Origin of the sequence: Saccharospirillum mangrovi (assembly GCF_003367315.1) — a bacterium.
GTDB lineage: Bacteria > Pseudomonadota > Gammaproteobacteria > Pseudomonadales > Natronospirillaceae > Saccharospirillum > Saccharospirillum mangrovi.
The window spans coordinates 3016152-3039889 of record NZ_CP031415.1 but is presented as its reverse complement, the minus strand read 5'-3'; the positions used below and the strand labels follow the sequence as shown (position 1 = coordinate 3039889).

The window sequence follows — 23738 nt, the reverse complement described above, 5'->3', positions numbered from 1 at the left end:
TCACGATTTGACAGCTTTGATAAAGCGCTTTATCTTCGCGACTGACTCGATACAACAATAACCAGATTGAGACCAACCGCCGCCATGCCCAACACCCGTAAACGCGCCACCCAGTCCGACGTTGCCCGCCTTGCAGGCGTGTCGCCGGCCGTGGTGTCGACGGTGATTCGCGGCAAGAGCAACCACAACATCCGCGTCAGCGACGACACCCGCTTGCGCGTGCTCGAAGCGATGAAACAGCTTAATTACGTGCCCGATGTTGTGGCTCAGACACTGGCTGGCGGCAAGCGCCGCATCATCGGCCTGTTCAGTTTTGAAGCGGTGTTTCCCAAAGAACAGAACGACTTCTTCCGGCCGTTTCTGCTCGGCGTCGAAAAAGCCGCCGAAGCCAACGGCTACGACCTGATGCTGTTTACGTCCGCGCCGGTCAAGAACGGCCGGCGCGCCATCTACAGCGACGGCATCAACCGGCTGGCGCTGGCCGATGGCGTGGTGTTGCTCGGTCGCAACCCGGCCCCGGAAGACCTGCAACGGCTCGACGACGAAGGCTTTCCGTTCGTCTACATCGGCCGCAAAGACGCCCCCGGCCGCAGCCTCAGTTATGTCGCTGGCGATTACCGCCGCGCCACCTTCGATGTGCTGGAGCAATTCAGCGAACACGGCCATCGCCGCGTGCTGTACCTGGGCGAAACCAAACCGATTGAGCGCCACCACGATCGCGAAGCCGGCTATCAGGATGCGCTGGCACGCGATCTGATCGACAGCGACGCCGCCCTGCGCCACCGCCGCCAGGCCGATCAACTGGATGCCGCCTGGCTCGACAGCGTTCTGGCCGCCGGTGCCACCGCCGCCGTGGTTGAAGACATTCTCCAGGCCGAGCAGCTGTACCGCTTGTTGACCGCGCGCGGCCTGAACGTACCGAACGATTTCACCATTGGTCTGCTCGGCGAGCCCGATGCGCCGACCGACCTGAATCTGGACTGGTGTGGTTTCACCATCCCGCGTGAGGAAATGGGCTTTCAGGCCTTTATTTCGTTGCTGTCGCGGTTGGAACGACCCATGGCAAAAGCCGCCATGCAAGTGACTTTGCCTTGCACCTTCCACCCGGGAGCCACTCTGGCTCCGTGTCCGGCGCTGACCGCCTGACAGCCTAAACCCAAGGAACCCAACGGACAGCGGAGTCCGACGTTTAACAAAAACAACAAAGAGGTTTAAATGATAATGCGCTTAATCAAAACCACGACACTCGCTCTGAGTCTGGGCCTGGCGCTCGGCTCAAACGCTCAGGCTGAAGACCTGCGTTTCACCGTCTGGACTGGCAGCGCCGCCCACCTGGGCATGCTGAACGAGTTTGCCGACGGCTTTCGCGAAACTCATCCGGGCGTGAACGTTCAGTTCGAAACCATCCCGTTTGGCGACTACATCCAAAAGCTGACGCTGCAAATCGGCGGCGGCAACCCGCCGGACCTGGGCTGGATGCTCGAAGGCGCAGCGCCGACCTTTATTGAATCCAACGTGTTGCAGGATGTCGGCCCGGCCCTGGCCGCCGACACCGCCTACAACCTCGACGACTTCGCCGATTCCGCCATGGGCCTTTGGCGCAAAGGCGACGCCCTGTACGGCGTGCCGTTCTCCACGTCGCCGTTCGTCGTCTTCTACAACGCCGACCTGTTCGAAGCTGCCGGCCTCGACAACCCAGCGGAACTTGCCGCCCGTGGCGAATGGACCTGGGAAGCGGTGCGTGAATCCGCCGCCAAACTGGCCGATGCCAGCAACGGCCAATACGGCTTTGAATCGATGGACGGCCAAGGCTACGACAGCCGCGTCTGGGACACCCTGGTACCGCTGATCCGCGCCTACGGTGGCGATGTCTGGGAAGGCGATACCTGCACCTTGGACAGCCCCGAAGCCGTGCAAGCGGTCGAGCTCTACCACGACATGATTTTTGCCGATCAGTCTGCCGTACCGCCGGGTGAAATGGGCGACTTCTTCAACGGCCAGTCGGCCATGACTTACACCCAGATCTCGCGCGCCTCCAAACTGGACGAAGCCGATTTTGACTGGGGCATTGCACCGATGCCGTCTGGCCCCGCTGGTGCCAGCCCGATCATCGGTCAGGCCGCCATCGTGGTATTCAAAGGCAGCCCGAACGCTGAACTGGCGACCGAATTTCTGGCCTACATGACCACCCAAATTGGCGTTGAACGCATGGCCGAATACTTCCCGCCGGCGCGTACTTCAGTGTTGGCATCGACCGCGTTTTTGAATTCCAACCCGCGCCTGAACGCCGAGATGATGACCGTTGTCGGTGAGCAGATTGAACACGGCCGCGTACTGCCGGCGCACGAGCGTCTGCCGATGATCAAGTCCGCCACGCGCGGCACGCTGGATCGTCTGTGGCTGCCCGAAGCCGATGTGGAAGAAATTATGGCGGACGCCTGCCGCCGTATTGAACGCGAACTGTAATTGACGCGGGCGTCGGTTCCGGCCGACGCCCTGTGCTGATTTTTGCCTGGAAAGAACTATGTCTTCGGCAACTCAAGTCTCTGCATCGAAACCGTCGTACCGCTCTGCGCGCTTTTACGAAAGCCTGTCGGGCTGGTTATTTGTCGGCCCGTTGCTGACCGGTTTCTGTCTGTTTTTTGTCGGCCCGCTGATCGCCATCTTTGGCTATTCGCTGACCGAGTGGAACATTTTGTCGCAGCAGTCCAGCTTCGTTGGCTTGGAAAATTACCGCGATATCTTGTTTGAAAATCCTGAATTCTGGGAAGTGTTGCGCAACTCATTAGTGTTCGCTGGCGGCCTGGTGCCGCTGAACGTGGCACTCGCCTTAATGCTGGCGCTGGCGCTGAACCGCGCCTTTCACGGCGTTATTATTTTCCGCACGATGTTTTTTGCGCCGGTCGTTACCGCCGGTGCGGCCTGGGCCATTGTCTGGACGTTTTTGCTGCAAAAAGAATCCGGCGGCATTAACCAAATGCTGGCGTTGGTCGGCATCGACGGCCCCAACTGGTTGCGTCAACCGGACTGGGCGATGGTCAGCGTCATCGTCACCCGGGTGCTGAAAAACGTCGGCCTGAATATGATTTTGTATCTCGCCGCGCTGCAAACCATTCCCCGCGATTACGCCGAAGCGGCCACGCTCGATGGCGCCGGTCGCTGGCATATTTTCCGTCACGTCACCTGGCCGTTGCTGGCACCCACCACCTTGGTGATCAGCATCGTTACCGTGGTCGGGTCACTGAAAGTGTTCGATCACATCTATCTGATGACCGGCGGCGGGCCGGAAAACGCCACCCTCGTTTTGGCCTATTACATCTACGAACGCGCCTTCGAGTTCTTCGAGGTGGGTTACGCCAGTGCGCTCGCCGTGGTGCTGTTTATTGTCACACTGGGGCTGACGTTGGCGCAGTGGTTTATGAAGAAGGAGAGCCACTGATGTCGATGACTCTGACTCAAAACCGCCACTTCGAACTGAGCCAGCGCGGCCGGATTATTCGGCTGTCGCTGAAAAAAATCTGTTGGTATCTGGCGTTGCTCGGGCTGAGCATTCCGTTCGTGTTTCCGTTTATCTGGATGGTGTCCGGATCGCTGAAAACACAAAGCGAAATCACCGCCTTCCCGCCGACCCTGATTCCGAAACATCCAGCTTGGGAAAACTACGTCGAGATTTTCAGTTACCAGCCGTTTGCGCAGCAGTATTTCAACTCGCTGTACATAGCAGCGGCGGTGACGATTTTAATTCTGGCGGTGTCGTCGCTGGCCGGTTACGCCTTCGCGCGCCTGAAATTTCGCGGCAGCAATTTCCTGTTCATCTTCCTGTTGATGGGGCTGATGATGCCCGAGGAAGTCACCATCATTCCCAACTTCTATTGGATGAAGCATCTGGGTTTGGTGAACACCCATTGGCCGTTGATTTTGCTGCCGGTTTTCGGTTCGCAAGGCATCATCGCCACCTTTTTAATGCGCCAGTTCTTCGCGGCTTTGCCGGTGGAGCTGGAAGAAGCGGCCAAGCTCGATGGCCTCAGTCGCTTCGGCATTTTCTGGCGCATTGCGCTGCCGTTGTCGAAACCGGCATTGGCGGCCGTCGCCATCATTTCCTTCCTGCATTCCTGGAATCTGCTGCTGGAACCGTTGGTGTTCCTCAGTGATCTGGACAAATTCACCGTACCACTGGCACTGACCAATTTTTCCGATGCCTACGGTTTACCGCTGTGGCATCTGCAACTGGCGGCGACCTCGCTGTCGGTGATTCCGGTCTTGTTGGTGTACATCATCGCCCAGCGACAAATCGTCGAAAGTTTCGCGATGTCGGGCGTTAAGGGGTAAGCATGTCTCAAACAACCAAAACCACCACCGTCGCCACGCAACCGGCACCGCACTACCAACTGGTGGTGATGGGTGGCGGCCCGTCCGGCGCGATGGCCGCCACCATGGCCGCGCGTCTGGGCGTGAAAACTTTATTGATTGAACGCGGCGGTTTTCTCGGCGGCACCCTGACCATGATGGGCGTCAGCCCGATGATGACCTTCCACAACCCGGCTGGCGAACAGGTCGTCTGGGGCCTGGCTGACGAAATGGTTGAACGCCTGAAAGCGCTCGGCGCATCGCCCGGCCACGTGGTCGATTCGGTGACCTATTGTTCAACCGTCACACCCTTCGATGCCGAAGCGTTGAAACGCGTTTTGGAAGAAATGGTGGTCGAAGCCGGCGCCGATATTCTGTACCACACCATGCTGGCGGATGTGGCGGTGGAAGGCGACCGCGTTAAGCATCTGGTGGTGTGCAACAAAGCCGGTTTGTCGGAAGTAACGGCCGATCATTTTATCGACGCCACCGGCGATGGTGACCTGGCAACACGCGCTGGCATTCCGTTTGAAATGGGCCGCGAAGGCGACCACGCCACCCAGCCGATGACGATGAACGTGAAAATCGGCAACGTCGATATCGAACGCATCAAAGCCGATGTGCAGGCACACCCGGACAATTACGAATTCGACCTCGGCCCGGAAGAAGGCGTGCGCCGGGTGGTGTCTTCCGAGCGTCTCAGCCTGAAGGCGTTCGGCAAGCAATGGATGGACTATCGCCGCCGCAACAACGTCACCATTCCGCGTGAATACATTCTGTTTTTTGAAACGCATGAACGCGGCACCGTGGTGGTGAATTCGTCCCGCTTGCAGGGTTTCGATGCCACCAATCCGTGGGACGTAACGCGGGCGGAAATTGAAGGTCGGCGTCAGTGTTATCAGCTGTATCGCTTCTTAAAAGACGAAGCGATTGGTTTTGAAAACAGCGTGCTGTTATCGACGCCGTATCACGTCGGCGTGCGCGATTCGCGTCGCATCAAGGGCGCTTACACCCTGACCGGCGATGATGTGATGAATCAGGTGAAGTTCGACGACACCGTGGTTCAGGGCGCTTATCCGATCGACGTGCATTCGCCGGATAAAGAAGCCACCGAATCCATTCACCTGTCGCCGCATCACACCTACTTCATTCCGTTGCGCAGTTTGTACGCGCCGCAAGTCAGCAATCTGGTGGTGGCCGGTCGCTGCATCAGCGCCGATCACAATGCGTTTTCAGCCATTCGGGTAACGCCCATTGCCATGTCCATCGGCCAGGCGGCCGGTGCCGCGGCGGCGTTGGCGGCGGCGGCAAAAACCAGTGTCGCGGAACTCGACCCGAAAGCGGTGCAGCAAGCGCTGCAAGATCAGGGCGCGAAACTGAAACTCTGAATAAAGGGGGTTGCGGCGGCTTTCGGGTCGCCGCTTTTTTTCATCTTGAAAAAGGAGGCAGCGGACTCGTTTTTTTAATTCCAACGCATTTCTCAACAACACTTCGAGGAAACAAAAATGACAATATTTTCGAAGCAATTATTAGCAACACTGCTCGGCGCACTGACAGCGGTCAGCCTGTATGCGGCACCGCCGAATCTGAATCATCAAAGTGTGGTCGTCGATCCGGCCGACCTGGCGGAAGATCTAACCGGCGAAATTATTTTCCCAAGCTTGCTGCGCGTGTCCGATCACGTCGCCAATCCGTTGGGCAATTACTACCTGTATTTCGCACCGCACAATCAACCCGGTGGCATCAAACTGGTGTACGCCGACAACATCGAAGGGCCGTACACCGAGTACGCCGGTAACCCGTTGATTGATAATGCCGGTCAAGGGCAGTTTGAGACCGCAACGGTGTCGCACGTCTCCAGCCCGAACGTGATCTGGATGGAGCAATACAACAAGTATTTCCTCTACTTCCACGGCGAGAACAACACCACGCGCTGGGCCTGGTCGACCGACGGCCTGAACTGGACCATCGCGAACGACAACGTGGCCGTCACCGCCGCCGATTTCAACGCCGCCTTTGGCAGCGGTTTTACCGAAACCTCCTACGCGCGTGTATTCGAATACACCATTCCAACCTGGGGCGACCGCTACACCATGGTGTTGATGGTCAACCGCAACGGCACGCGCAGCATTGCACTGGCAACGTCGAACGACGGCAAACATTTCACCCCGCGTGATGGCGCTTTGGTGTCGCCGGGACCGGATGGCCAGAGCAACATTTCCGGCGCGTTTTACTGGCAGGATGCCGGCAAGCACTATGTGATTTATCACGGCGCCAACAACATTTATTACACCGAAGTGGGCGCCAACTTCGATCAGGAAATTCACCGCGGCGTGTTTTACGACCCTGCCAGTGTCGGTCCGGAATACAACAAAGCCGCCGAACCGTTTTTGCATTACGAAAACGGCCAGTGGCACATGTTTTATTCAGTCGGCCCACGCCTGAGCCAGAAAATCGCCTACGCCAACGAAAGCGACCCGCCGCCGACGTCGGGCAATGAAATCATTGTTGATAACGGCAGCGCCGGTTTCCTGCGCAGCAGCAACGGTTGGCTGAGCAGCACCGGCAGCCACGGTTATTGGGGTTCGGATTATCTGGTTGATGAAAACGCCGGCACCGACATCGGCGTCTGGGCGGTCTGGCAACCAACCTTGCCCGCCAGCGGCGAGTATCAGGTGTATGCGCGTTGGGCTGCGCACAGCAACCGGCCGGATGCGGTGTTGTATCGCGTCTATCACCAGGGGCAGGTGACCGAGGTTTGGAAAAACCAGACCATCAACGGCAACAGTTGGCAGTCGCTCGGCACCTATTGGTTCGATGCCAACGACTTAGCCAATAACCGCGTCTCTATTGATGCCGCCAGTGACCTCGGCCGCACCGTGGCCGACTCGGTGCGGTTTGTGCCGGTCGATTAATCGGCGTCTGTTTCGGCCGGGGGCAGGGCGGCGTCGGCCGCCATCTCGGCCATAATCCAATCGCGGAACTGGCGCATGGCAAAACTCATCGGTCGGTCTTTCTGGTAGACCAGATAGAGTGCCTTGCCCAGTTCCAGTTGGGTCGGCCAGGCGATGACCAACTGGCCGCTTTGCAATTCCTCGCTGACCAGGCTTAGGTCGGTCAGCGCCACACCCAGCCCTCGGGCCGCTGCCTGAGCCGTTAACAGGCCGCTGGAAAAATGCTGGGCCTTGCGGGTTTCCCGAAACTCAGCGCCGGTGGCGCTAAACCAGGCCGGCCATTCGTCCGGGCGTTCCATGACATGCAACAGCGTGAACTGAGCCAGATCGGCCGGTTGCCGGATAGGGTGCGCGGCCAGTAAATCGGGCGAGCACACCGGCACCAGCGCCACGTCTTTCAAATGCAGTTTTGCCACATCGTCCCAATGGCCGTCGCCGTAATAGACCGCCATATCGGTGGCGCTGTGTGCGAAGTCGAGGCGGTCTACCGAGGCGGCAATGTCCAACTCGATGTTGGGGTACTGGTCGTAAAAGCGGCTGATGCGCGGCAACACCCAGCGGGAAAGAAACGCCGGTGCTACCGCCAGTCGCAACTCGCCGCTGTTGTGGGTGGCGGTCAGTTTGGCGGTGGCTTTTTCAATCTCGTTGAGTGCGCCCTGGATGGTGTGCAGATAGTCCTTGCCGGCCGAGGTTAATTCGATGCGGCGTGTCTGGCGGATAAACAGCTCGACTTCCAGAAACGCCTCCAACGACTTGATCTGGTGGCTTACCGCCGAAGGCGTAACAAACAGCTCCCGCGCCGCCCGTTGAAAACTGCCCAGGCGGGCGGCGGCTTCGAAACTGCGCAATGAATTGAGCGGCGGCAGGCGTTGGATGGGCGGGCTCCATGGGTGAATTTTGTTCAAGTATAGTCCTGTTGATGTTGTCTGGGGATGACGGGGTATGTTTGATTGCCAGGGTGTGTTCGGGGTTGCTTGGTTGCTTGCCTTAGCCACCTAGTCACTTAAGCATTCGATTACCTAGCCACCCAAGCACCCAACCCCCACAACCCTCAAGGCCCCTCAAACTCAACCTCCACCTGCACCCCCTTCTGCCAGTTCGCACCCTCGGCTGAACGCCAGACATCGTGCAGTGGCGTGCCACTCTCATCAGTCCCACCGATCACCCAGAGTTGGTTGCGGAAGCTCAGGGCCTGGTGGTAGGTGCGCGCGGTGAAGCGGTTGGCTTGGCTTTGGGGGCTGTCAACGGCGGTCCAGTGGGTGCCGTTGCGGGTGGTCCAGACTTGGTTGTCTGGTTTGCCTTCGCTGTTGTATCCGCCCAGCACCCAAAGCCGCTCGCCTTGGGCATCCTGGGTGACCAGGGCCTGGTGCCCATAACGGGCCGTCAGGTTGGCATCGGGGCGCGACTGCCAGTGGCGGCCATCGTGGGAGGACCACACCACGCCATTGTCGCCACCAGCGCCACGGCCACCGATCACCCAAAGCTGGCCGTTGAAGACCACCGCCTGGTGACCGACGCGGGCGGAGAAGCCGGCCTGGGCGGTTTCTTCGATCCAGTCGCGGCCGTTGCTGGACGACCAGACGTCATTCACCCATTGATACCGACCGTCTATCCGAACTGAGCCGCCGATTACCCACAGGCGATGGTCGAACACCACTAACGCGTGCGCTGCGCGTGGGCTGAACGGCGCTTCGGCCAGCACGCGTTGCCACTGCACGCCATCGGCGCTGGACCAGACGTCGTCCCGGTAGCTCCCACCCACCAGCCACAGCCGCTGGTTGAACACGACCACCCCATGGTTACGCCGTGGCGAGAAATCGGCGTGGACGCGGTGTTGCTGCCAGTGCAGGCCATCGGCGGAGGACCAGACGTCGTTGTTATAACTGCCGCCCAAACCGCCGATCACCCAAAGCCGGTCGGCGAAGGCAATCGCCTGGTGGCTATCGCGCCCGCTGAAGGCGGCTTCGGCGGTGTGGGGTTGCCAGTCCTGGCCGTTGCGGCTGGACCAGACGTCGTTCAGGTAAGACCCGCCATTCCCACCCACCACCCAAAGCTGCTGGTTGAAGACGGCCAGGGCGTGGGCGCGGCGAATCGGAAACGCGGCATCCACCGCCTCTTGGCGCCAGTGAATGCCATCGGACGAGGACCAGACGTCGTTTAATTCATTGTCGTCATTGTCCCCACCCACCAACCACAACCGCTCGCCACGGCCATCGTTGTACACCACAACGCGGTGCCCGGTTCGGCCCGAAAATTCAGCCTGGCTGGTTTCCTCTCGCCAGTCTCGGCCATCGGCGGACGACCAGATGTCGTTGACGTATTGAGGACCAATGAGACCACCAATCACCCAAAGCCGATTCTTGAAAAACACCGCCTGGTGACCAGAACGACCCGTAAAGGCCTGGCCGTTGGCGCTGGGTTCCCGGCGCGCCCAATCGGTGCCGTTGGGCGAGGTCCAGACGTCGTTCCGATTGTCGTTCCCGGTAGACCACCCACCGATCAGCCACAGCCGCTCGGTGCCGTCGCCGTCGTGCGAGACAACCACCGGGCTACCGCTGCGGCCCTCAAACCCGGCACCGATCGACCCCTGCTCCTGCCAGACAAAACCGCGGGCGTGCTCGGGGCTATCGAGCGTCGACCAGAGCGCCCCGGTGTGGGTGTCGATCAGCCAGAGGGCGTTATTGAACAGCACCACCCGGATGACGTCGCCAACGACTGACGCATCGCCGCTGGGCAACAGCTCCGACTGGTTGTCCCACTGTTCGGGCACCCAGGTGGTGCCGTCGGTGGACGACCAGATGTCGGTTCGGTATTGGCCACCGTTATCCAGCCCACCAATCACCCAAAGCCGCCCGCGAAAAGCCACTACCGAGTGGAACCACCGCCCCGCAAACCGATCCGCCGCCAACGCCCCGGCCGCCTGATGTTCGCCATACTGCACCCGAAAATACCCCGGCTGGCTCAGCGTCAGTGCCGCGCTCGGCAATACCGACCCGGTGCCGAGCATTAACTGGCTGGCGGCATTGGCGCAGTTTCCGGTTTGAACTGGGTTGCAATTGGCGTCGCTGGTGGTGTGCAGCCAGGTGCCTTCGGTGCCGTCTGAGAGTTGCCAATCGGCTCCGGTTGGCCCCACCCAGGCGCTGACCCGCAGCCGACGGTTCACCACTTCAACCGAGTAAGCAATCGACTGCCCATCCAGCCGCGCACTGATGCGTGCCCGGCCGGGGCCAACGGCGGTGACGCGCCCACTGCCATCCACCTGCGCGACCTGGGGGTTGCTGCTGGCGTAATCGACGCCGCGAAAGCTGCCCGGCACCGGGTTGGTGTAGGTTTCGCCGGTGACGAGCTGGGCGGTGCCGGTTTGGGCGAATTCAAAGGTTTCGAGGTTGCAGGCGGTGAGCGCGAGGCTGAGTAGCAGGCTGGTGACGAGGTGCAGCAGTCGGTTGGGGTGATGCATGGTCGATTCCTCTGGGTGAACGTTGGGCGGTTGCTGTTGGTTGATCAGGGCGCTGGGGTATTCAATGCCAGGCCGGCATCGCTGGGCGGTTGCCATGCTGCTTGCACAGTGCGATGCGAATCGGCTTCCAGCCGGGTGTTGAATTGCCAGTCGGTGGAGGCGGTGCGGGTGAATACCTGCACCTGGCCGGTGCCGAGCCGGGGCAGGCCGGTGGTGGTGGCGTTGGATGCCGAGAGGCGATCAAAGGTGCCGACGGCCAGCACGGTGCCATCGCCATTCAGGCTGAGCGAATGCCCAAACCAGGGGTCGACCATTGCCACGTGCGAATGCAAGTAGGCCTGTTGCTGCCAATGGCCGCTGTTCTGGCGCTCGAAGATATACACCGCGCCGCTGTAGGCCGCCTGGTTGGCGGCGTCGGTGAAGACGGGTTCACCCACCGCCAGTACCCGGCTGTTGCCGCTGAGGCTGATGGCGTAGCCGAACAGGCCGTTGGGCTGTGGCGTGGCCGAGGTTACCTGCACCGGCGGTGCCCAGCCTAAGCGGGTTTGGTCGAAGAGGTAGACCGAGCTCAGGGTGCCGGTGTTGAACGCTGTGTCATTCCACGGGCTGGTGGGCGACAGGCTGGCGAATTCATAGCGGATGGTGATGGCGAGGACATTGCCATCGGTACTCAGGCTGATGGGTAGGATGGGTTGGTCATTCTGGGCGCTGTCGTATTGGTTTGAATCCAGTTCCGGGTACCAGCCGCCGGCGGTTTTGTGCGCGAACACCTGGGTAATGGCGCGACCGTTGTTGTTGCTTTTCGCCTGGCTGTCGATGGACAGCACACGGCCTTCGGCGTCGATTTTGACGGCGTAGCCAAAGCGTTCCACTGCGCTGTCGGTGGCGGATACCAGGGTGGCCGGTGCCGACCAGTTGCCCTGGTGGTGCTGAAAAACGTAAACCGCGCCGGCGCCCATGCCGGTTTTGATGTTGCGGACATTGGCCGTAGGCGCGCCCACCGCGAGGATGGTTCCGTCTTCATTGAGGCTCAGCGCGGAGCCGAATAAATCGCTGCGTTGCGGCGGCATTAAATCGGCCAGCGGTGTTTCCGGGTTGGTGCGAATCATCAGGGTGTTGGACTGGCTGCAACCGGCGGCGTTGCAACTGAGCAGCCGGTAATGCGAGGTATGGCGGCCGTACAACGCAGGCAGAATTCGGTAACGCTGTGTGGAGGCCGGCAGGTTGGCTGCCAGGTCGAGAAAATGGTCGTGGTTGTCGCGCTGTTCCTGGAGGTGGTACAGGGTGGCGTTGGGCACTGGCTGCCAACTGAAGACCACGCGATCGCTGGCATCGAATTGCAATTCCAGCTGCGCCGGCGCGGGGAAGGCGGGCACGGGCGAAGGTTCGTACAGCGACTCGGCGTGAACGGCCAGGCAGGTGCAGAACAACGATACGCAGACGACAAAGCCGGGTATGGAAAAGTTGGGCATGGGCGGGTTTCCTGAAGTCGAGGATCACCTGAACGTGCGTTGGTGATCACCAGTCCTTGGTTTGGAAACCCAGCTTACAAAGCCGCCGTTTGACTAAACGTTTTAGAAAATGTGTTTTTTTCGTTGAAGTGTTTGAAACGCGCCGCTTTTTTTCGGCGCGGGTTTGGGTTAACGCTGAAACGGATACAAATTGCCCAATTTAGTCAGTTGCGTCAGCTCATCCAGAGCGGTGCGACTTTCGATCAGCAATTGCGGATCGGCTAAATCGGCCTGGGTGAGACGGTCACGGTAATGGCGATCGACCCAGGCATTCAGATCGTGAAACAAAGCGTCGGTCAGAATGACGCCGCTGTTCATGGCGTTGTATTCCGCTTCCGTCAGCGCAACGCGCAACCGCAAACAGGCCGGGCCGCCGCCGTTTTGCATCGACTGTTTCAGATCGAACACTTCCACGGCGTCGATGGGGTTGGCGTCGTCGGCGATCAGCCGATCCAGATAATCAGACACCGCCGCAATTTCCCGGCACTCGCCCGGCACGACCAGCACCATGCGGTCGTTATCCACGCTCAACAACTGGCTGTTGAACAGATAGGAACGCACGGCGGCGTCCAGCGAGACTTCGGCGCTCGGCACGCGCACGGCGATCAGTTCGACAGCGCCCAATTTGCGTTGCAGCTCGGTGAGCACGGCGTCGGTGTTGGCGAACGCTTCCTGGTGATAGAACAAAACGTTGCGGTTGCCGACGGCGATAACGTCGTTATGAAACACGCCGGCGTCGATGGTTTCCGGTTTTTGTTGGGCGAACACGGCGTGCGCATCGCTCAGGCCATGCAGCCGCGCAATCGCCTGGCTGGCTTCGAGCGTTTGCCGTGCCGGAAACCGTTGCGGCCTGGCTGCGTTGTTATCGAACGCGGCTTGGCCGTAGACGAATAATTCCACGCCGGGGGCATCGTAAGCGCCGCAAAAACGGGTGTGGTTGGCCGCGCCTTCATCGCCAAAAAAACTCACCGGCGCCAGGGCGTCGTGATGCGCGAAATAGCGCTCGTCGGCGAAGATGCTTTGCAACATGCGCGTGGTGGTTGGGTGTTCAATCGAGCGGTGAAATTTGGCGTTCAAATTGGCGGCGGTGAAATGAACTTTGCCATCGCCGGTGTCGGCACTGGGCGACACGGTGGCGGCGTTGGCCGTCCACATGCATGACGCCGAACTGACGGCGCTTAAAATCGCCGGGTTTTGTCTGGCGACTTTTTCCAGCACCTGCGCATCGGTTCCTGAAAAACCCAGGTTGCGCAGCGCCCAAATGGCCGGTCGTTCGTGCGGCAATAAAATGCCCTGGCGCAAACCGCGATCGGCCAGCGCCTTCATTTTTTTCAGCCCTTGTTTGGCGGCCTCTTTGGGGTTCGACGCCGACTGTTCGTTCGACAGCGAGGCGATGTTGCCATACGACAGACCGGCGTAGTTGTGCGTTGGGCCGACGAGTCCGTCGAGGTTCATTTCAAAGGCGGTCATAAGTTCATTCCCGGCGAGGTTTGCGCCGGTTTTTCCAGCGTTTCACTTTCCATCGACGCCACCGGATAGGAGCAATAATCGGCCGCGTAATAGGCCGAGGCTCGGTGGTTGCCGCTGGCACCGACGCCGCCGAACGGTGCGGTACTGGCTGCGCCGGTAATCGGCTTGTTCCAGTTGACGATGCCGGCGCGAATTTCTTCCAAGAACCAGTCGTACTTGGCTTTGTCGTTCGACAGCAAACCGGCCGACAGGCCATAGCGGGTGTTGTTGGCACCCATCAAGGCGTCTTCGAAACGGTCGTACCGGTAGACGCTGAGCAACGGGCCGAAGTATTCGGTGTCGGGTACGTCGCGGGCGTCGGTTAAGTCGATGATGCCCGGGGTCAGCAAGGCGGTGCCGGCTTCGGCCGATTTCATTTCCAGCAGAATTTTGCCGCCCAGATCGACCAGATGGCGTTGCGCGGCGAGCAGATGATCGGCGGCCGCCAACGACACCACCGAGCCCATAAAGGGTTGCTCGTCGGCGTCCCAATGGCCGACGGTCAAGTTGCGCGTTGCGTCGATCAATTTAGCCAAAAACGCGTCGCCTTTGTCGCCACGCGGAATGAACAAACGGCGCGCGCAGGTGCAACGCTGACCGGCAGAAATAAAGGCGCTGAACAGCACGTGGTGCAGCGCGCCATCGACGTCGATGTCGTCGTCCACAATCAACGGATTGTTGCCGCCCATTTCCAGCGCCAGAATTTTGCCCGGCTGGCCGCCGTACTGTTGGTGCAGCAATTCGCCGGTGTTGGACGAGCCGGTGAAAAACAGACCGTCGATGCCCGGATGCGCGGCCAGCGCGATGCCGGTTTCTTTCGCGCCCTGAACCAGATTGATCACGCCATCGGGCAGGCCGGCGGCTTGCCATAATTTCAGCGTTTCTTCGCCGGTTTTTGGCGTCAGTTCACTGGGTTTGAACACCACGGTGTTGCCCGCAATTAATGCCGGAACGATGTGGCCGTTGGGCAAATGGCCGGGGAAATTGTACGGGCCGAACACGGCCACAACACCGTGCGGGCGGTGCCGCAAAATGGCTTCGCCGCCGGGAATGTCTGAATGTTTTTCGCCGGTGCGTTCGTCGTAGGCTTTGGCAGAAATGCCGACTTTGCCGATCATCGCGCCGACTTCGGTGCGCGCTTCCCACAACGGCTTGCCGGTTTCGCTGGCAATGGAATTCGCCAACGCTTCTTTGTGCGTTTCCAATAATTCGGCGAAGCGTTCGCAGATGGCGAGGCGTTCGTCGAGCGGCGTTTTGCGCCAGTCGCGAAAGGCGGCACGGGCGGCATCGATGGCGCGATCAACGTCGTCGGCGCTGGCGCTGGTGCCACTCCAGACGGCGTTCTGGCTGATCGGGTCGATGGATTCAAAACGGTCGCCCTGGCCGGCTTGCCAGGTGCCGTTGATGAACAGGCTGGATTCAGACATGGGGTGTCTCCGGTCGCAGCGACACGGCCCGAACCGAATCGCCGTCGGTAACGTTCAGCGTTTCGGCCTGGGCTGCGCTCAGGTGAAGAGTGGATTCGTGAATGGCCGAGGTGGCGATTAATCGCACCCGGAAATTGTCGAAGCCGCGGTTCGATACCAACGACAAACCGGCTTTCTGAGACAGGTCCGGTTCCGGTGCGCTGGCGTCGATTTTCACGGTGTAGAGTTCGCTTTCGCGCACGGCGCGAATTTCTTTGATTTTGGCCGACACCGTTGGGCCGCCATCGAAAATATCGATGTAGCCGTTAAAGTCGAACCCTTCGGCTTGCAGCATGGCGAGCGCGGGTTCGGTGTCCGGGTGTACGCGGCCGAAGGCTTCCTGCGCATCGGCGGAGAGCATGGGCACGTAGATGGGGAACTTGGGCATTAACTCGGCAATAAAGGCTTTGTCGCCGAGGCCGGTCATATAGTCGGCGTCGGAAAATTCCATCTGCATAAAATGCCGGCCGAGGCTTTCCCAAAATGGCGAACGGCCTTGCTCGTCGGAATAACCGCGCATCTCGGCGATGATGTCGCGGCCGAACAGTTGCGCGTGTTCAGCCAAAAACAAATAACGCGATTTGCTGAGCAATTGGCCGTTCTGATTTTTACGGTAATTCGGCATCAAAAACAGCGTGCAGATTTCCGAACTGCCGGTCAGGTCGTTACTTAAATAAAGTGTGCGGGTGATCTTGTGCACGCCGATGTCTTTCGACATGTGTACGGTTCGGCCGACGTGATAGTTGTACCAGATGTCGTCGTGACCAATGCTGGCTTCGAGCGCGCAGATGCCGGCAATTTCGTCGTTGCTTGGGTCGATCATGGCGAACAGATACAGCCGGTCTTTTTCATCCAGATCGCGCTTGAACGAGGCGACGGCTTTGTCGAGTTTCGCCTGCATTTTCTGACGGTTGTCGGGCAGGGTGGTGACGCCGACGCCGGAGTTTTTCGCCATCAGATACAGGTAGTCGATGTCGGCCGGGGTAACAGGGCGGATGTACATGGCAGTCTCCCTTACAGCGGCGCGTAGGCGATGGGGTCGCCTTCGGACACGCCGAGCGCTTCGGCAACATCCAACGGCAGACGAATGGTTTCACCGATGCCATCGACCAAGGTGCCGATGGTGCAGCGGAAGTCTTTCAGCGAGCGGTTGCAGATCAGATATTTCAGACCGCCGACCACTTCACTCGGGCGCGCTTTTTTGAACCGAACCTGACGCACGGTGTGCAGATCGCGCACCTCGCCCGAGAGCACCGGGCCGCCATCGAACGGATCGATAAAGGGCGTTTTCTCAAAGCCTTCGCGATAGAACAAACCGCAGGCGCGGTTGGCCGCTTCGTGGTTCTGGCCGATGGTGCCGCGCGCGCGTTCCGGCAACAGCGGCACGTAAACCGGGTGTTGCGGAATCAATTCCGACATGAAGGTTTTGCTTTTTACCGAGCAGTAATAATCGGCGGTATTGAAGTCGATGCCGAAGAAATGTCGGCCGACGGCATCCCAGAACGGGCAGTCGCCTTTTTCGTCAAAAATGCCCTGCACTTCGACAATCACCTGGCGCTGAAAACGCTCCGGCAAACAGGCGATGAACAACAATCGGGCGCGTGACAGCAATTCAAAAGCGTCGGTTTTTTTCAGTGCCGGTTCGATTGCAAACGAACGCAGCAAAGTCTTGCCGGTCAGTTCGTGCGACAAAAACAGAATCGGTACTTTGGCGCTGACGTTTAAATTGTGCGAAGCGTGGACGACTTCATCGAGGCGGTAATTAAAGAACGGATAACCGCCGCCGGCTTCGGTATCCAAACCGGACGTGCCGAGCAGTTGCTGTTGCTCGGTATCTTCGAGCACAAACAAAAACGCCGCTGGGCCGTCCTGGTCGAGGCCGGTGTCGAAGGCATCTTCGGACTGGGTGATTTTTTCCGACAGCTTGTCGCGTTCCTTGGGCAGGGTGGTAACGCGGGCGTCGGTGGCGTAGAGCAACCGTTCGATACTGGGCAGATCGGCGAATGCACTCGGTCGGACGACGAGCATGGTGTTTCCTCTTGCACTTGCGCAAAAGGGGCCGCAGTGCGACCCCGTTTAAACCAAGATTCCGAGCTTAGCCAACGAAGCGGGCGACGGCTTTTTCCAGTCGGGCCAGGCCTTCGTCGATGTCGGCATCGGGAATGTTCAACGCCGGTGCCAGACGCAGAACGTCGGGGCCGGCCACCAGACACAGCAAGCCTTCTTCCAGCGCCAGGGCGTTCAGGTCTTTCGCCTGGCCTTTGCGTTCGTCGATCAATTCGCAGCCGATCAACAAACCCATGCCGCGAATGTCTTTGAACACTTTGTACTGTTCATTGATGCGTTTCAGGCCATCGAAATAGCGCTTGGATTTGGCGGCGACGCCATCGAGCACGCCGTCGTTGGTCAGCACATCCAGCACCGCCAGCGATACCGAACAGGCCAGCGGGTTGCCACCGTAAGTGGAGCCGTGGGTGCCGAAACCGAGGCTCGGGGCCACGGCGTCGGTGGTCAGCATGGCGCCGATCGGGAAGCCGCCGCCGAGGGCTTTGGCGGTGGTCAGAATGTCGGGCGTAACGCCATAACGCTGGTAGGCGTAGAGCGAGCCGGTGCGGCCGACGCCGGATTGGATTTCATCGAAAATCAGCAGCGCGCCGTGCTGGTCGCACAACTCGCGCAGGCCTTGCAGGTAGCCTTCCACCGCAGGCGTGATGCCGCCTTCGCCCTGAATCGGTTCGATGATGACGGCGGCGGTTTTGTCGGAAATGGCGGCGGCCATGGCGTCCAGATCGTTATACGGCACGTGGCTGATGCCGCCCGGTGTCGGCTCGAAACCTTCTTTGTATTTGGCCTGGCCGCCGACGGAGACGGTGAACAGGGTACGGCCATGGAAAGATTGCAGCGTGGAAATGATTTCGTGTTTTTCCGGGCCGACGTTCAGGTAAGCGTGACGACGCGCCAGCTTCAACGCGGCTTCGTTGGCTTCGGCGCCGGAGTTGCAGAAGTAGACTTTGTCGGCAAAGGTCAGCTCGGTCAGTTTCTGCGCCAGCTCAATGGCCGGCTCGTTGGTCATAACGTTCGACAGGTGCCAGAGTTTCTGGCCCTGCTCGGTCAGCGCTGCGACCAGTTTCGGGTGGGCGTGGCCCAGCGCACTGACGGCAATGCCGCCGGCGAAGTCGATGTATTCGCGCTCGGCCTGATCCCAGATGCGTGAACCTTTGCCGCGCACCGGGATGATTTTTCCAGGGGCGTAATTGGGGACCATGACGGCATCGAATTGTTCTCGGGTAACGGCGCTCATATCGACTTCCATTGTTGGGATGGTTGGATGGGCAAAACGAGCCGCACGCGGCGGCTCGTTATCGGAAACATTCTAAGGATAAGCGACGCAACCGGGTTACGTCGGTGCGACATGCGGTTATATCGCTAGGGCGCCTGTCGCTGGCAAGCGCCCCGGCAAGATGAATTCAGCGGGCGTCTGCCAGAGTGGCGGCTGAGTCCAGCCAGTTGCGGGCCTGGTCGGCGCTCAAGGCTTCGGCGAAGGCGAAACCTTGTTCGGTCGGCGTGCCCAATTGCATAAACAGTTCGCGCAAGGTGTCGGGCGAAACCTCGCCGTCGAATTGGGTTTCCACCAGGGCCGACAGCGTGGCGTCTGCCTTTGCCAGTTCGGCCGCGCTCAAACCGGCTTCATCGATCAGACCGGCTTTGGCGGCGTACAGCAGTTTCATGCTGAACGACGGCGACTGGGCGATAAAGCCGAGCAATCCGGGCAAGGCCGGTGCCGGCAACGCCGACAGATAATGCCAGGTGTCGCGGTCGCGTTGCGCCAGTACCGCATCGGCGTCGGGCCAGGTGGCTTTGAGCAGATCGCGCACAATTAATTCGCCGTTGGAGCTGTTGGTCAGCATCACCAGGCCATCGCCGTTGCTCGGGTCGATGATGACCAGCGTGCGGATGCCGGGTTCGCGGCCGTCGTGTTCGATCAAGGTGCGATCGGGCATTTGCGTCAGCCGCCAACCCAGGCCCCAGAATTCCAGCGGGTCGGGATGCGCCGATTGCGGTGTGATCATTTGCGCAAACAGGGCCGGGTCGAGATCGGCACCGCGCGCTACCCAAGCAGCGAAGCGGCCGTAATCGCCGATGGTGGTGAAGGTGTTGGCGGCGGCGTTGGGTTCGCGGGTGTGTGAGGTCAGCTCCACGGTATGGCCCGCTTCGTCGTAACCGGCGCTGACGCGGCCGTTTAAACGGTCGTCCCAACCAAAGACGGTGTCGTTCATGCCCGCCGGTTTCAGTACGTCGCGCTGCATCCAGGCCGACATCGATTCGCCCGTCTGGCTTTCCAACGCGCGGCGCACGTATTCATAACCTTCGCCGGAATATTCGTGACGCTCGCCCGGCGCGAACATAAAGAACAAACCATCGCGGCCGCGCCAGTTGGGAAAGCCGCTTTGATGGCTGAGCGCCAGACGGGCGGTCAGTTGCGGCAGGCGCGGGTCGTCGGCAACGTCCGGGTCGATCCAGTCATCGGCCAGCGGTGCGTCCAGATCGGCGCGGCCGGCTTCGACCTGATGCAGGTAGCCGAGGCTGAACAACGGCTTGGTCAGTGAGGCGACATTAAAGATGGTATCGGCGGTCAGCGGTTGGTCGGCATCGGCCTGGCCGTAGCTGCGCGTCCACAGCAGTTCGCCGTCTTCAATGCGCGCCAGGGCCAGGCCCGGTACGGCGTAGCGTTGCATTACGTCTTGAGCGGTCTGGTCTATCTCGGCGGAAGGGTGTGATGGCGTGCTCTGGCAGGCGGCGAGCAGTGTTGTTGCCGCCAGGATTCCGAAAATACCTTTTAGGTCTCTCATGCGTTGCTGTCCTTATTGTTCGGTTTTTGATCGCAGTTCGGCACTTTTGATCGCAGTTCGGCACTGTGGCAGAAGATGCCGACTGTTTCATGGACCGATTGTCACGTTAATAGCGCTGGTTAATACCCCGGTTAAAAGCATCCAAGCGCGGCGGGCTCTGCTATAGTCGCGCCCGACAAACTTCAGACCTCAGCTCAGGTAACTCACGCCGTGTTCGACAGCCTTCAATTGCCACCACCCCTCGCCGCCGCTCTGACCAAACAGGGCATTGTTGAACCCACCGATGTGCAGCAAGCGGTGATTCCAGCAGTGATGAACGGCCAGGATTTGTTGGTCAGCGCTCAGACCGGCAGCGGCAAAACGGTGGCGTTCGCCTTGCCATTGATGCTGCGTTACAACCGCACGGCGACCGCCCGCACCGGCATTCGTGCGCTGGTGCTGGTGCCAACGCGTGAACTGGCGCGGCAGATTCATCAGGTGTGCCGGCAGTTGGGCAGCGGCATTCAGGTTGGCAGTTTCAGCCTGACTGGCGGTGCGACCTTTAAAGAGCAGAACGCGGCGCTGCGCAAAGTGCCGGATATTCTGATCGCCACCCCTGGCCGTCTGGCTGAACATTTGAAGCAAGGCTCGGTCGATTTGAGCGACATCGATTGTCTGGTACTCGATGAAGCCGACCGCATGCTCGACATGGGTTTTCGCGACGAAGTGCTGAGCATCATCGAACAATGCCCGGTTGAACGGCAGACGTTGTTGTTGTCGGCCACACTCGATCACCGTGGTGTGATTGGCCTGGCGAAAAAATTATTGAACGAACCGGAAACCATTGCGCTGCACGAAGCGCGTGCGGTGCCGGACAACATTGCCCAGCAATTTATTCTGTCGGACGACGATGCCTTTAAAGAGAAACAAGTGCTGGCGTTGTTGAGCAAGATGGGCCGACAGCCGGTGATTATTTTCACCAACACCATCGTTAAAGCCGAACGCTTGCAGGCGCGTTTGCGCAACGGCGAACGCCGCAGCGGTTTGCTGCACGGCAACTTGACGCAGGACGAGCGCAACGCCGTGGTCAGCGGTTTGCGCAGCGGTAAATTCAAAACCCTGGTGACCACCGACGTGGCCGCACGCGGTCTGGATTTGCCCGATGTCGCGCTGGTGATCAACTTCGATCTGGCGCGCAAAGGCGACGAATACGTGCACCGTGTTGGCCGTACTGGTCGCGCCGGGCAGGAAGGCAAAGCCATCAGTCTGATTGCACCGAACGAATGGAATCTGCTCGCCAGCATTCAGCGCTACACCGGCCAGATATTCGAGCGCATCGAACTGCCAGGGCTGAAAAGTTCGTATCAGGGCCCGGCCAAAGTTCGGGCTTCGGGCAAGGCGTACGGCAAGAAAAAACCCAAGAAAAAAACCACGGGCAAAGCCAAGAGCGCGGCCAAAAAGCCAGCGCCAAAACGGCCACGTTCGACACCCGCCGAACGCGATGGCTCGGCACCGATGCGGCGTCGCAAGCCGACATCCGGCGAAGGCTGATCGTCGGGCTGATCGCCGGACTGATATAAGTCAACTGAGGTTGAATCGTCATCGAAGCGTTCTTTCGCATCACCGTTTATTTGGTACATTGAACGGCGATTTACGACAGAGCTGAGGACGCTTTCGATGATACCCACCTGGCACGATGTGCTGACCAAAATTCCCCGCCTGGAAAATGGCGACTGGCAAGCGATGGGCGTGCTCAAGCGTTGGTTCGTGGCGACCCGCGCGGCGGTTTTTGTGATGACGCTGTTCTCGGCGTTGATCGGCATCATCCTGGCTATTCCCAATGCCCACTTTGATGGCGTCAATGCGTTGCTGGTGTGCATCGGTCTGGTGTTGGCGCACGCCACCAACAATCTGGTGAACGACTGGACCGACTTCAAAAAAGGCGTCGATAAAGACAACTACTTCCGCACCCAATACGGCCCGCAACCGCTGGAAAGCGGTTTGCTGAGCGAGCGGCAATTGTTTGGCTACATCGCCCTGACCGGCGGCCTGGCGATTCTGGTTGGCGTCGCACTGATTGCCCGCACCGATCTGCAAACGCTGTACTGGATGCTCGCCGGTGCTTTCTTTGTGCTGTTTTATACCTGGCCGCTGAAATACATCGGCCTGGGCGAGCCAGCGGTGTGGATCGTCTGGGGACCGTTGATGGTGTTGGCGTCGTCGCTGGTGGTGTCGGGCGAGTACAACACGACGGCGATCTGGGTGTCGTGCCTGTACGGCATCGGCCCGACCACGGTGGTGTTCGGCAAACACATCGACAAATTAAAAGAAGACAGGGCCAAAGGCGTGCGCACGCTGCCGGTGCAGTTGGGCGAAAAATTCAGTCGCGCCAGCGTGCTGGGTTTGTGGCTGGTTCAGTACGCTGGCGTCACCGCTGGTGTGGTGCTCGGCACGTTGCATTGGGCGTATCTGATGATCTGGCTGGCGCTGCCGAAGTTTTTCGAAGCCTGGCGGCGTTATCGTCAACCGCGACCGGATACCTGCCCGGACGATTGGTCACCCCAAGCCTGGCCGCTGTATCTGGTGCACGTGGCGTTCTTGTACAACAAGCGTTTCAGCAGCCTGATGTTTTTGGGCGTGGTGCTGAGCGTGGTGTTGCCGCAACTGATGTAAAACGGCTTATTTATCCACCGCCATCTGCTGATGCAGGCTGCGATCTTCCGACGGCGTTAAGCCGTACTGATTGCGGTAGGCGGTGGAGAAATGCGCGCCGGAACTGAACCCGCAACTGAGGCCGATGTCGGCGATGCTGTCGTTGCGGCCGAGCAAACGGGTGCGGGCTTTCTCCAGGCGAATCTGCAAGTAATAACGGCTGGGCACGGCGTTCAGGTGTTTCTTGAACAGCCGCTCCAACTGCCGCCGGCTGATGCCGACGTGGTACGACACATCGTCGGTGCTCAGCGGTTCCTCGATATTGGCTTCCATCAATTCCAGCGCTTCGGCGAGCTTGGGTTGCTCGGCGCGGGTGCGTTCGCTCAGTTGTTGCGGCAGGGCGTCGGACGGCACGCCCAAGCGTTCGTTGACGAAATGCCGCGACACGGCTTCGGCGGTATCGGCGCCCAGGCTGCGCGCTATCCACATCAACATCATATCGAGACTGGCGCTGCCGCCTCGGCAGGTGAGGCGGTTGCGGTCGATGCAGAACTGCTCCGGCGCCAGCAGGATTGAGCGGTGTTCTTTCAATAAGTCTTCATAACCGAGCCAATGCACCACGGCGCGATAGCCGTTCAGCAAACCGGCTTTGCCCAATACATAACTGCCCGAGGCCAGACCACCGAGCGCGCAGTGCGCCGGTCGCGAACGCAGAAAATCGTCCAATCCAGGCGTTGCCGGATGCCGCGCCGGCGAGGTGCCGGCGACAATCCAGACATCGGCGTCGGGCGCGTCGGCCAGCGAATAATGAGTGTCAACTTTGTTGCCCAGGCTGGAGTGGGTTTTGTTGCCGTCGAGCGCGACGGTGAAGGCGGAAAAGCGGTTTTCGCCGGTCAGGTCGTTACACACCAGCAAGGGTTCCATGGCTGAAACGTACGCCATGGACGAGTAGCCGGGCAGCAGAATAAAGCCGATTCGCTCGGTCACCTTGGGGTGGACTCCTGTTGTTGTTC

Annotated in this window: 18 protein-coding genes; 8 read left to right on the top strand and 10 right to left on the bottom strand. The window is 59.8% G+C overall.

Translation table 11 applies throughout. The annotated features are described in order from the left end of the window. The first annotated feature begins 84 nt into the window (after positions 1 to 84). From DW349_RS14350 to DW349_RS14325, 6 genes are all read left to right on the top strand, one after another. Positions 85 to 1146, top strand: a complete 1062-nt coding sequence (locus DW349_RS14350; RefSeq protein ID WP_108123881.1) for a LacI family DNA-binding transcriptional regulator — start codon at positions 85 to 87, stop codon at positions 1144 to 1146. Positions 1147 to 1215: 69 nt separating this feature from the next. Continuing rightward, positions 1216 to 2466, top strand: a complete 1251-nt coding sequence (locus DW349_RS14345; RefSeq protein WP_108123880.1) for an ABC transporter substrate-binding protein — start codon at positions 1216 to 1218, stop codon at positions 2464 to 2466. 58 nt (positions 2467 to 2524) lie between these two features. Then, positions 2525 to 3439 carry a carbohydrate ABC transporter permease gene (locus DW349_RS14340; protein ID WP_108123879.1) on the top strand — a complete coding sequence of 305 codons (915 nt, stop codon included), beginning with the start codon at positions 2525 to 2527 and terminating at the stop codon, positions 3437 to 3439. Then, positions 3439 to 4329, top strand: coding sequence for a carbohydrate ABC transporter permease (locus DW349_RS14335; RefSeq protein ID WP_198650392.1), 891 nt, complete (start codon positions 3439 to 3441; stop codon positions 4327 to 4329). The genes DW349_RS14340 and DW349_RS14335 overlap by 1 nt, the downstream gene beginning before the upstream one ends. 2 nt (positions 4330 to 4331) lie before the next feature. After that, complete coding sequence (locus DW349_RS14330) at positions 4332 to 5735, top strand: FAD-dependent oxidoreductase (RefSeq protein ID WP_108123878.1); 1404 nt, start codon at positions 4332 to 4334, stop codon at positions 5733 to 5735. A gap of 117 nt (positions 5736 to 5852) precedes the next feature. Beyond that, positions 5853 to 7262 carry a golvesin C-terminal-like domain-containing protein gene (locus DW349_RS14325; protein ID WP_108123877.1) on the top strand — a complete coding sequence of 470 codons (1410 nt, stop codon included), beginning with the start codon at positions 5853 to 5855 and terminating at the stop codon, positions 7260 to 7262. On the opposite strand, the gene gcvA is transcribed toward DW349_RS14325, so the two are convergent. The 9 genes from gcvA to DW349_RS14270 form a co-directional block, all read right to left on the bottom strand. Further along, positions 7259 to 8206 (bottom strand): transcriptional regulator GcvA, encoded by a 948-nt coding sequence (gene gcvA / locus DW349_RS14320; RefSeq protein ID WP_108123876.1) that lies wholly within the window; start codon positions 8204 to 8206, stop codon positions 7259 to 7261. The two genes, DW349_RS14325 and gcvA, sit on opposite strands and share 4 nt — an antisense overlap. 146 nt (positions 8207 to 8352) lie before the next feature. Further along, entirely contained in the window at positions 8353 to 10854 is a 2502-nt protein-coding gene (locus DW349_RS14315; RefSeq protein ID WP_115667153.1) for an Ig-like domain-containing protein, read from the bottom strand. After that, positions 10803 to 12230: a hypothetical protein gene (locus DW349_RS17400; RefSeq protein ID WP_108126409.1), complete on the bottom strand. Its 1428-nt coding sequence runs from the start codon at positions 12228 to 12230 to the stop codon at positions 10803 to 10805. Before DW349_RS17400 ends, DW349_RS14315 begins: the two co-directional genes overlap by 52 nt. Positions 12231 to 12398: 168 nt before the next feature. Beyond that, positions 12399 to 13739 (bottom strand): N-succinylarginine dihydrolase, encoded by a 1341-nt coding sequence (gene astB / locus DW349_RS14295; RefSeq protein ID WP_108126408.1) that lies wholly within the window; start codon positions 13737 to 13739, stop codon positions 12399 to 12401. Beyond that, complete coding sequence (gene astD, locus DW349_RS14290; protein WP_108126407.1) at positions 13736 to 15205, bottom strand: succinylglutamate-semialdehyde dehydrogenase; 1470 nt, start codon at positions 15203 to 15205, stop codon at positions 13736 to 13738. The genes astB and astD overlap by 4 nt, the downstream gene beginning before the upstream one ends. Continuing rightward, a complete protein-coding gene (gene astA / locus DW349_RS14285; RefSeq protein ID WP_108126406.1) occupies positions 15198 to 16247 on the bottom strand; it encodes an arginine N-succinyltransferase in 1050 nt (349 codons plus the stop codon). The genes astD and astA overlap by 8 nt, the downstream gene beginning before the upstream one ends. A gap of 11 nt (positions 16248 to 16258) precedes the next feature. Further along, entirely contained in the window at positions 16259 to 17272 is a 1014-nt protein-coding gene (locus tag DW349_RS14280; RefSeq protein WP_108126405.1) for an arginine N-succinyltransferase, read from the bottom strand. Between the two features lie 67 nt (positions 17273 to 17339). After that, positions 17340 to 18545: an aspartate aminotransferase family protein gene (locus DW349_RS14275; RefSeq protein ID WP_108126404.1), complete on the bottom strand. Its 1206-nt coding sequence runs from the start codon at positions 18543 to 18545 to the stop codon at positions 17340 to 17342. Positions 18546 to 18711: 166 nt separating this feature from the next. Then, entirely contained in the window at positions 18712 to 20094 is a 1383-nt protein-coding gene (locus tag DW349_RS14270; protein ID WP_108126403.1) for a serine hydrolase domain-containing protein, read from the bottom strand. Between the two features lie 210 nt (positions 20095 to 20304). Here DW349_RS14270 and DW349_RS14265 point away from each other — a divergent pair, with 210 nt between their 5' ends. Next, a complete protein-coding gene (locus DW349_RS14265) occupies positions 20305 to 21624 on the top strand; it encodes a DEAD/DEAH box helicase (RefSeq protein ID WP_232819359.1) in 1320 nt (439 codons plus the stop codon). A gap of 126 nt (positions 21625 to 21750) precedes the next feature. Beyond that, a complete protein-coding gene (locus DW349_RS14260; RefSeq protein WP_108126402.1) occupies positions 21751 to 22746 on the top strand; it encodes a prenyltransferase in 996 nt (331 codons plus the stop codon). A 6-nt stretch (positions 22747 to 22752) separates the two neighbouring features. Here the strand turns inward: DW349_RS14260 and DW349_RS14255 are convergent, their stop codons facing one another. After that, positions 22753 to 23712: a GlxA family transcriptional regulator gene (locus DW349_RS14255; protein WP_108126401.1), complete on the bottom strand. Its 960-nt coding sequence runs from the start codon at positions 23710 to 23712 to the stop codon at positions 22753 to 22755. Positions 23713 to 23738 lie beyond the last annotated feature (26 nt).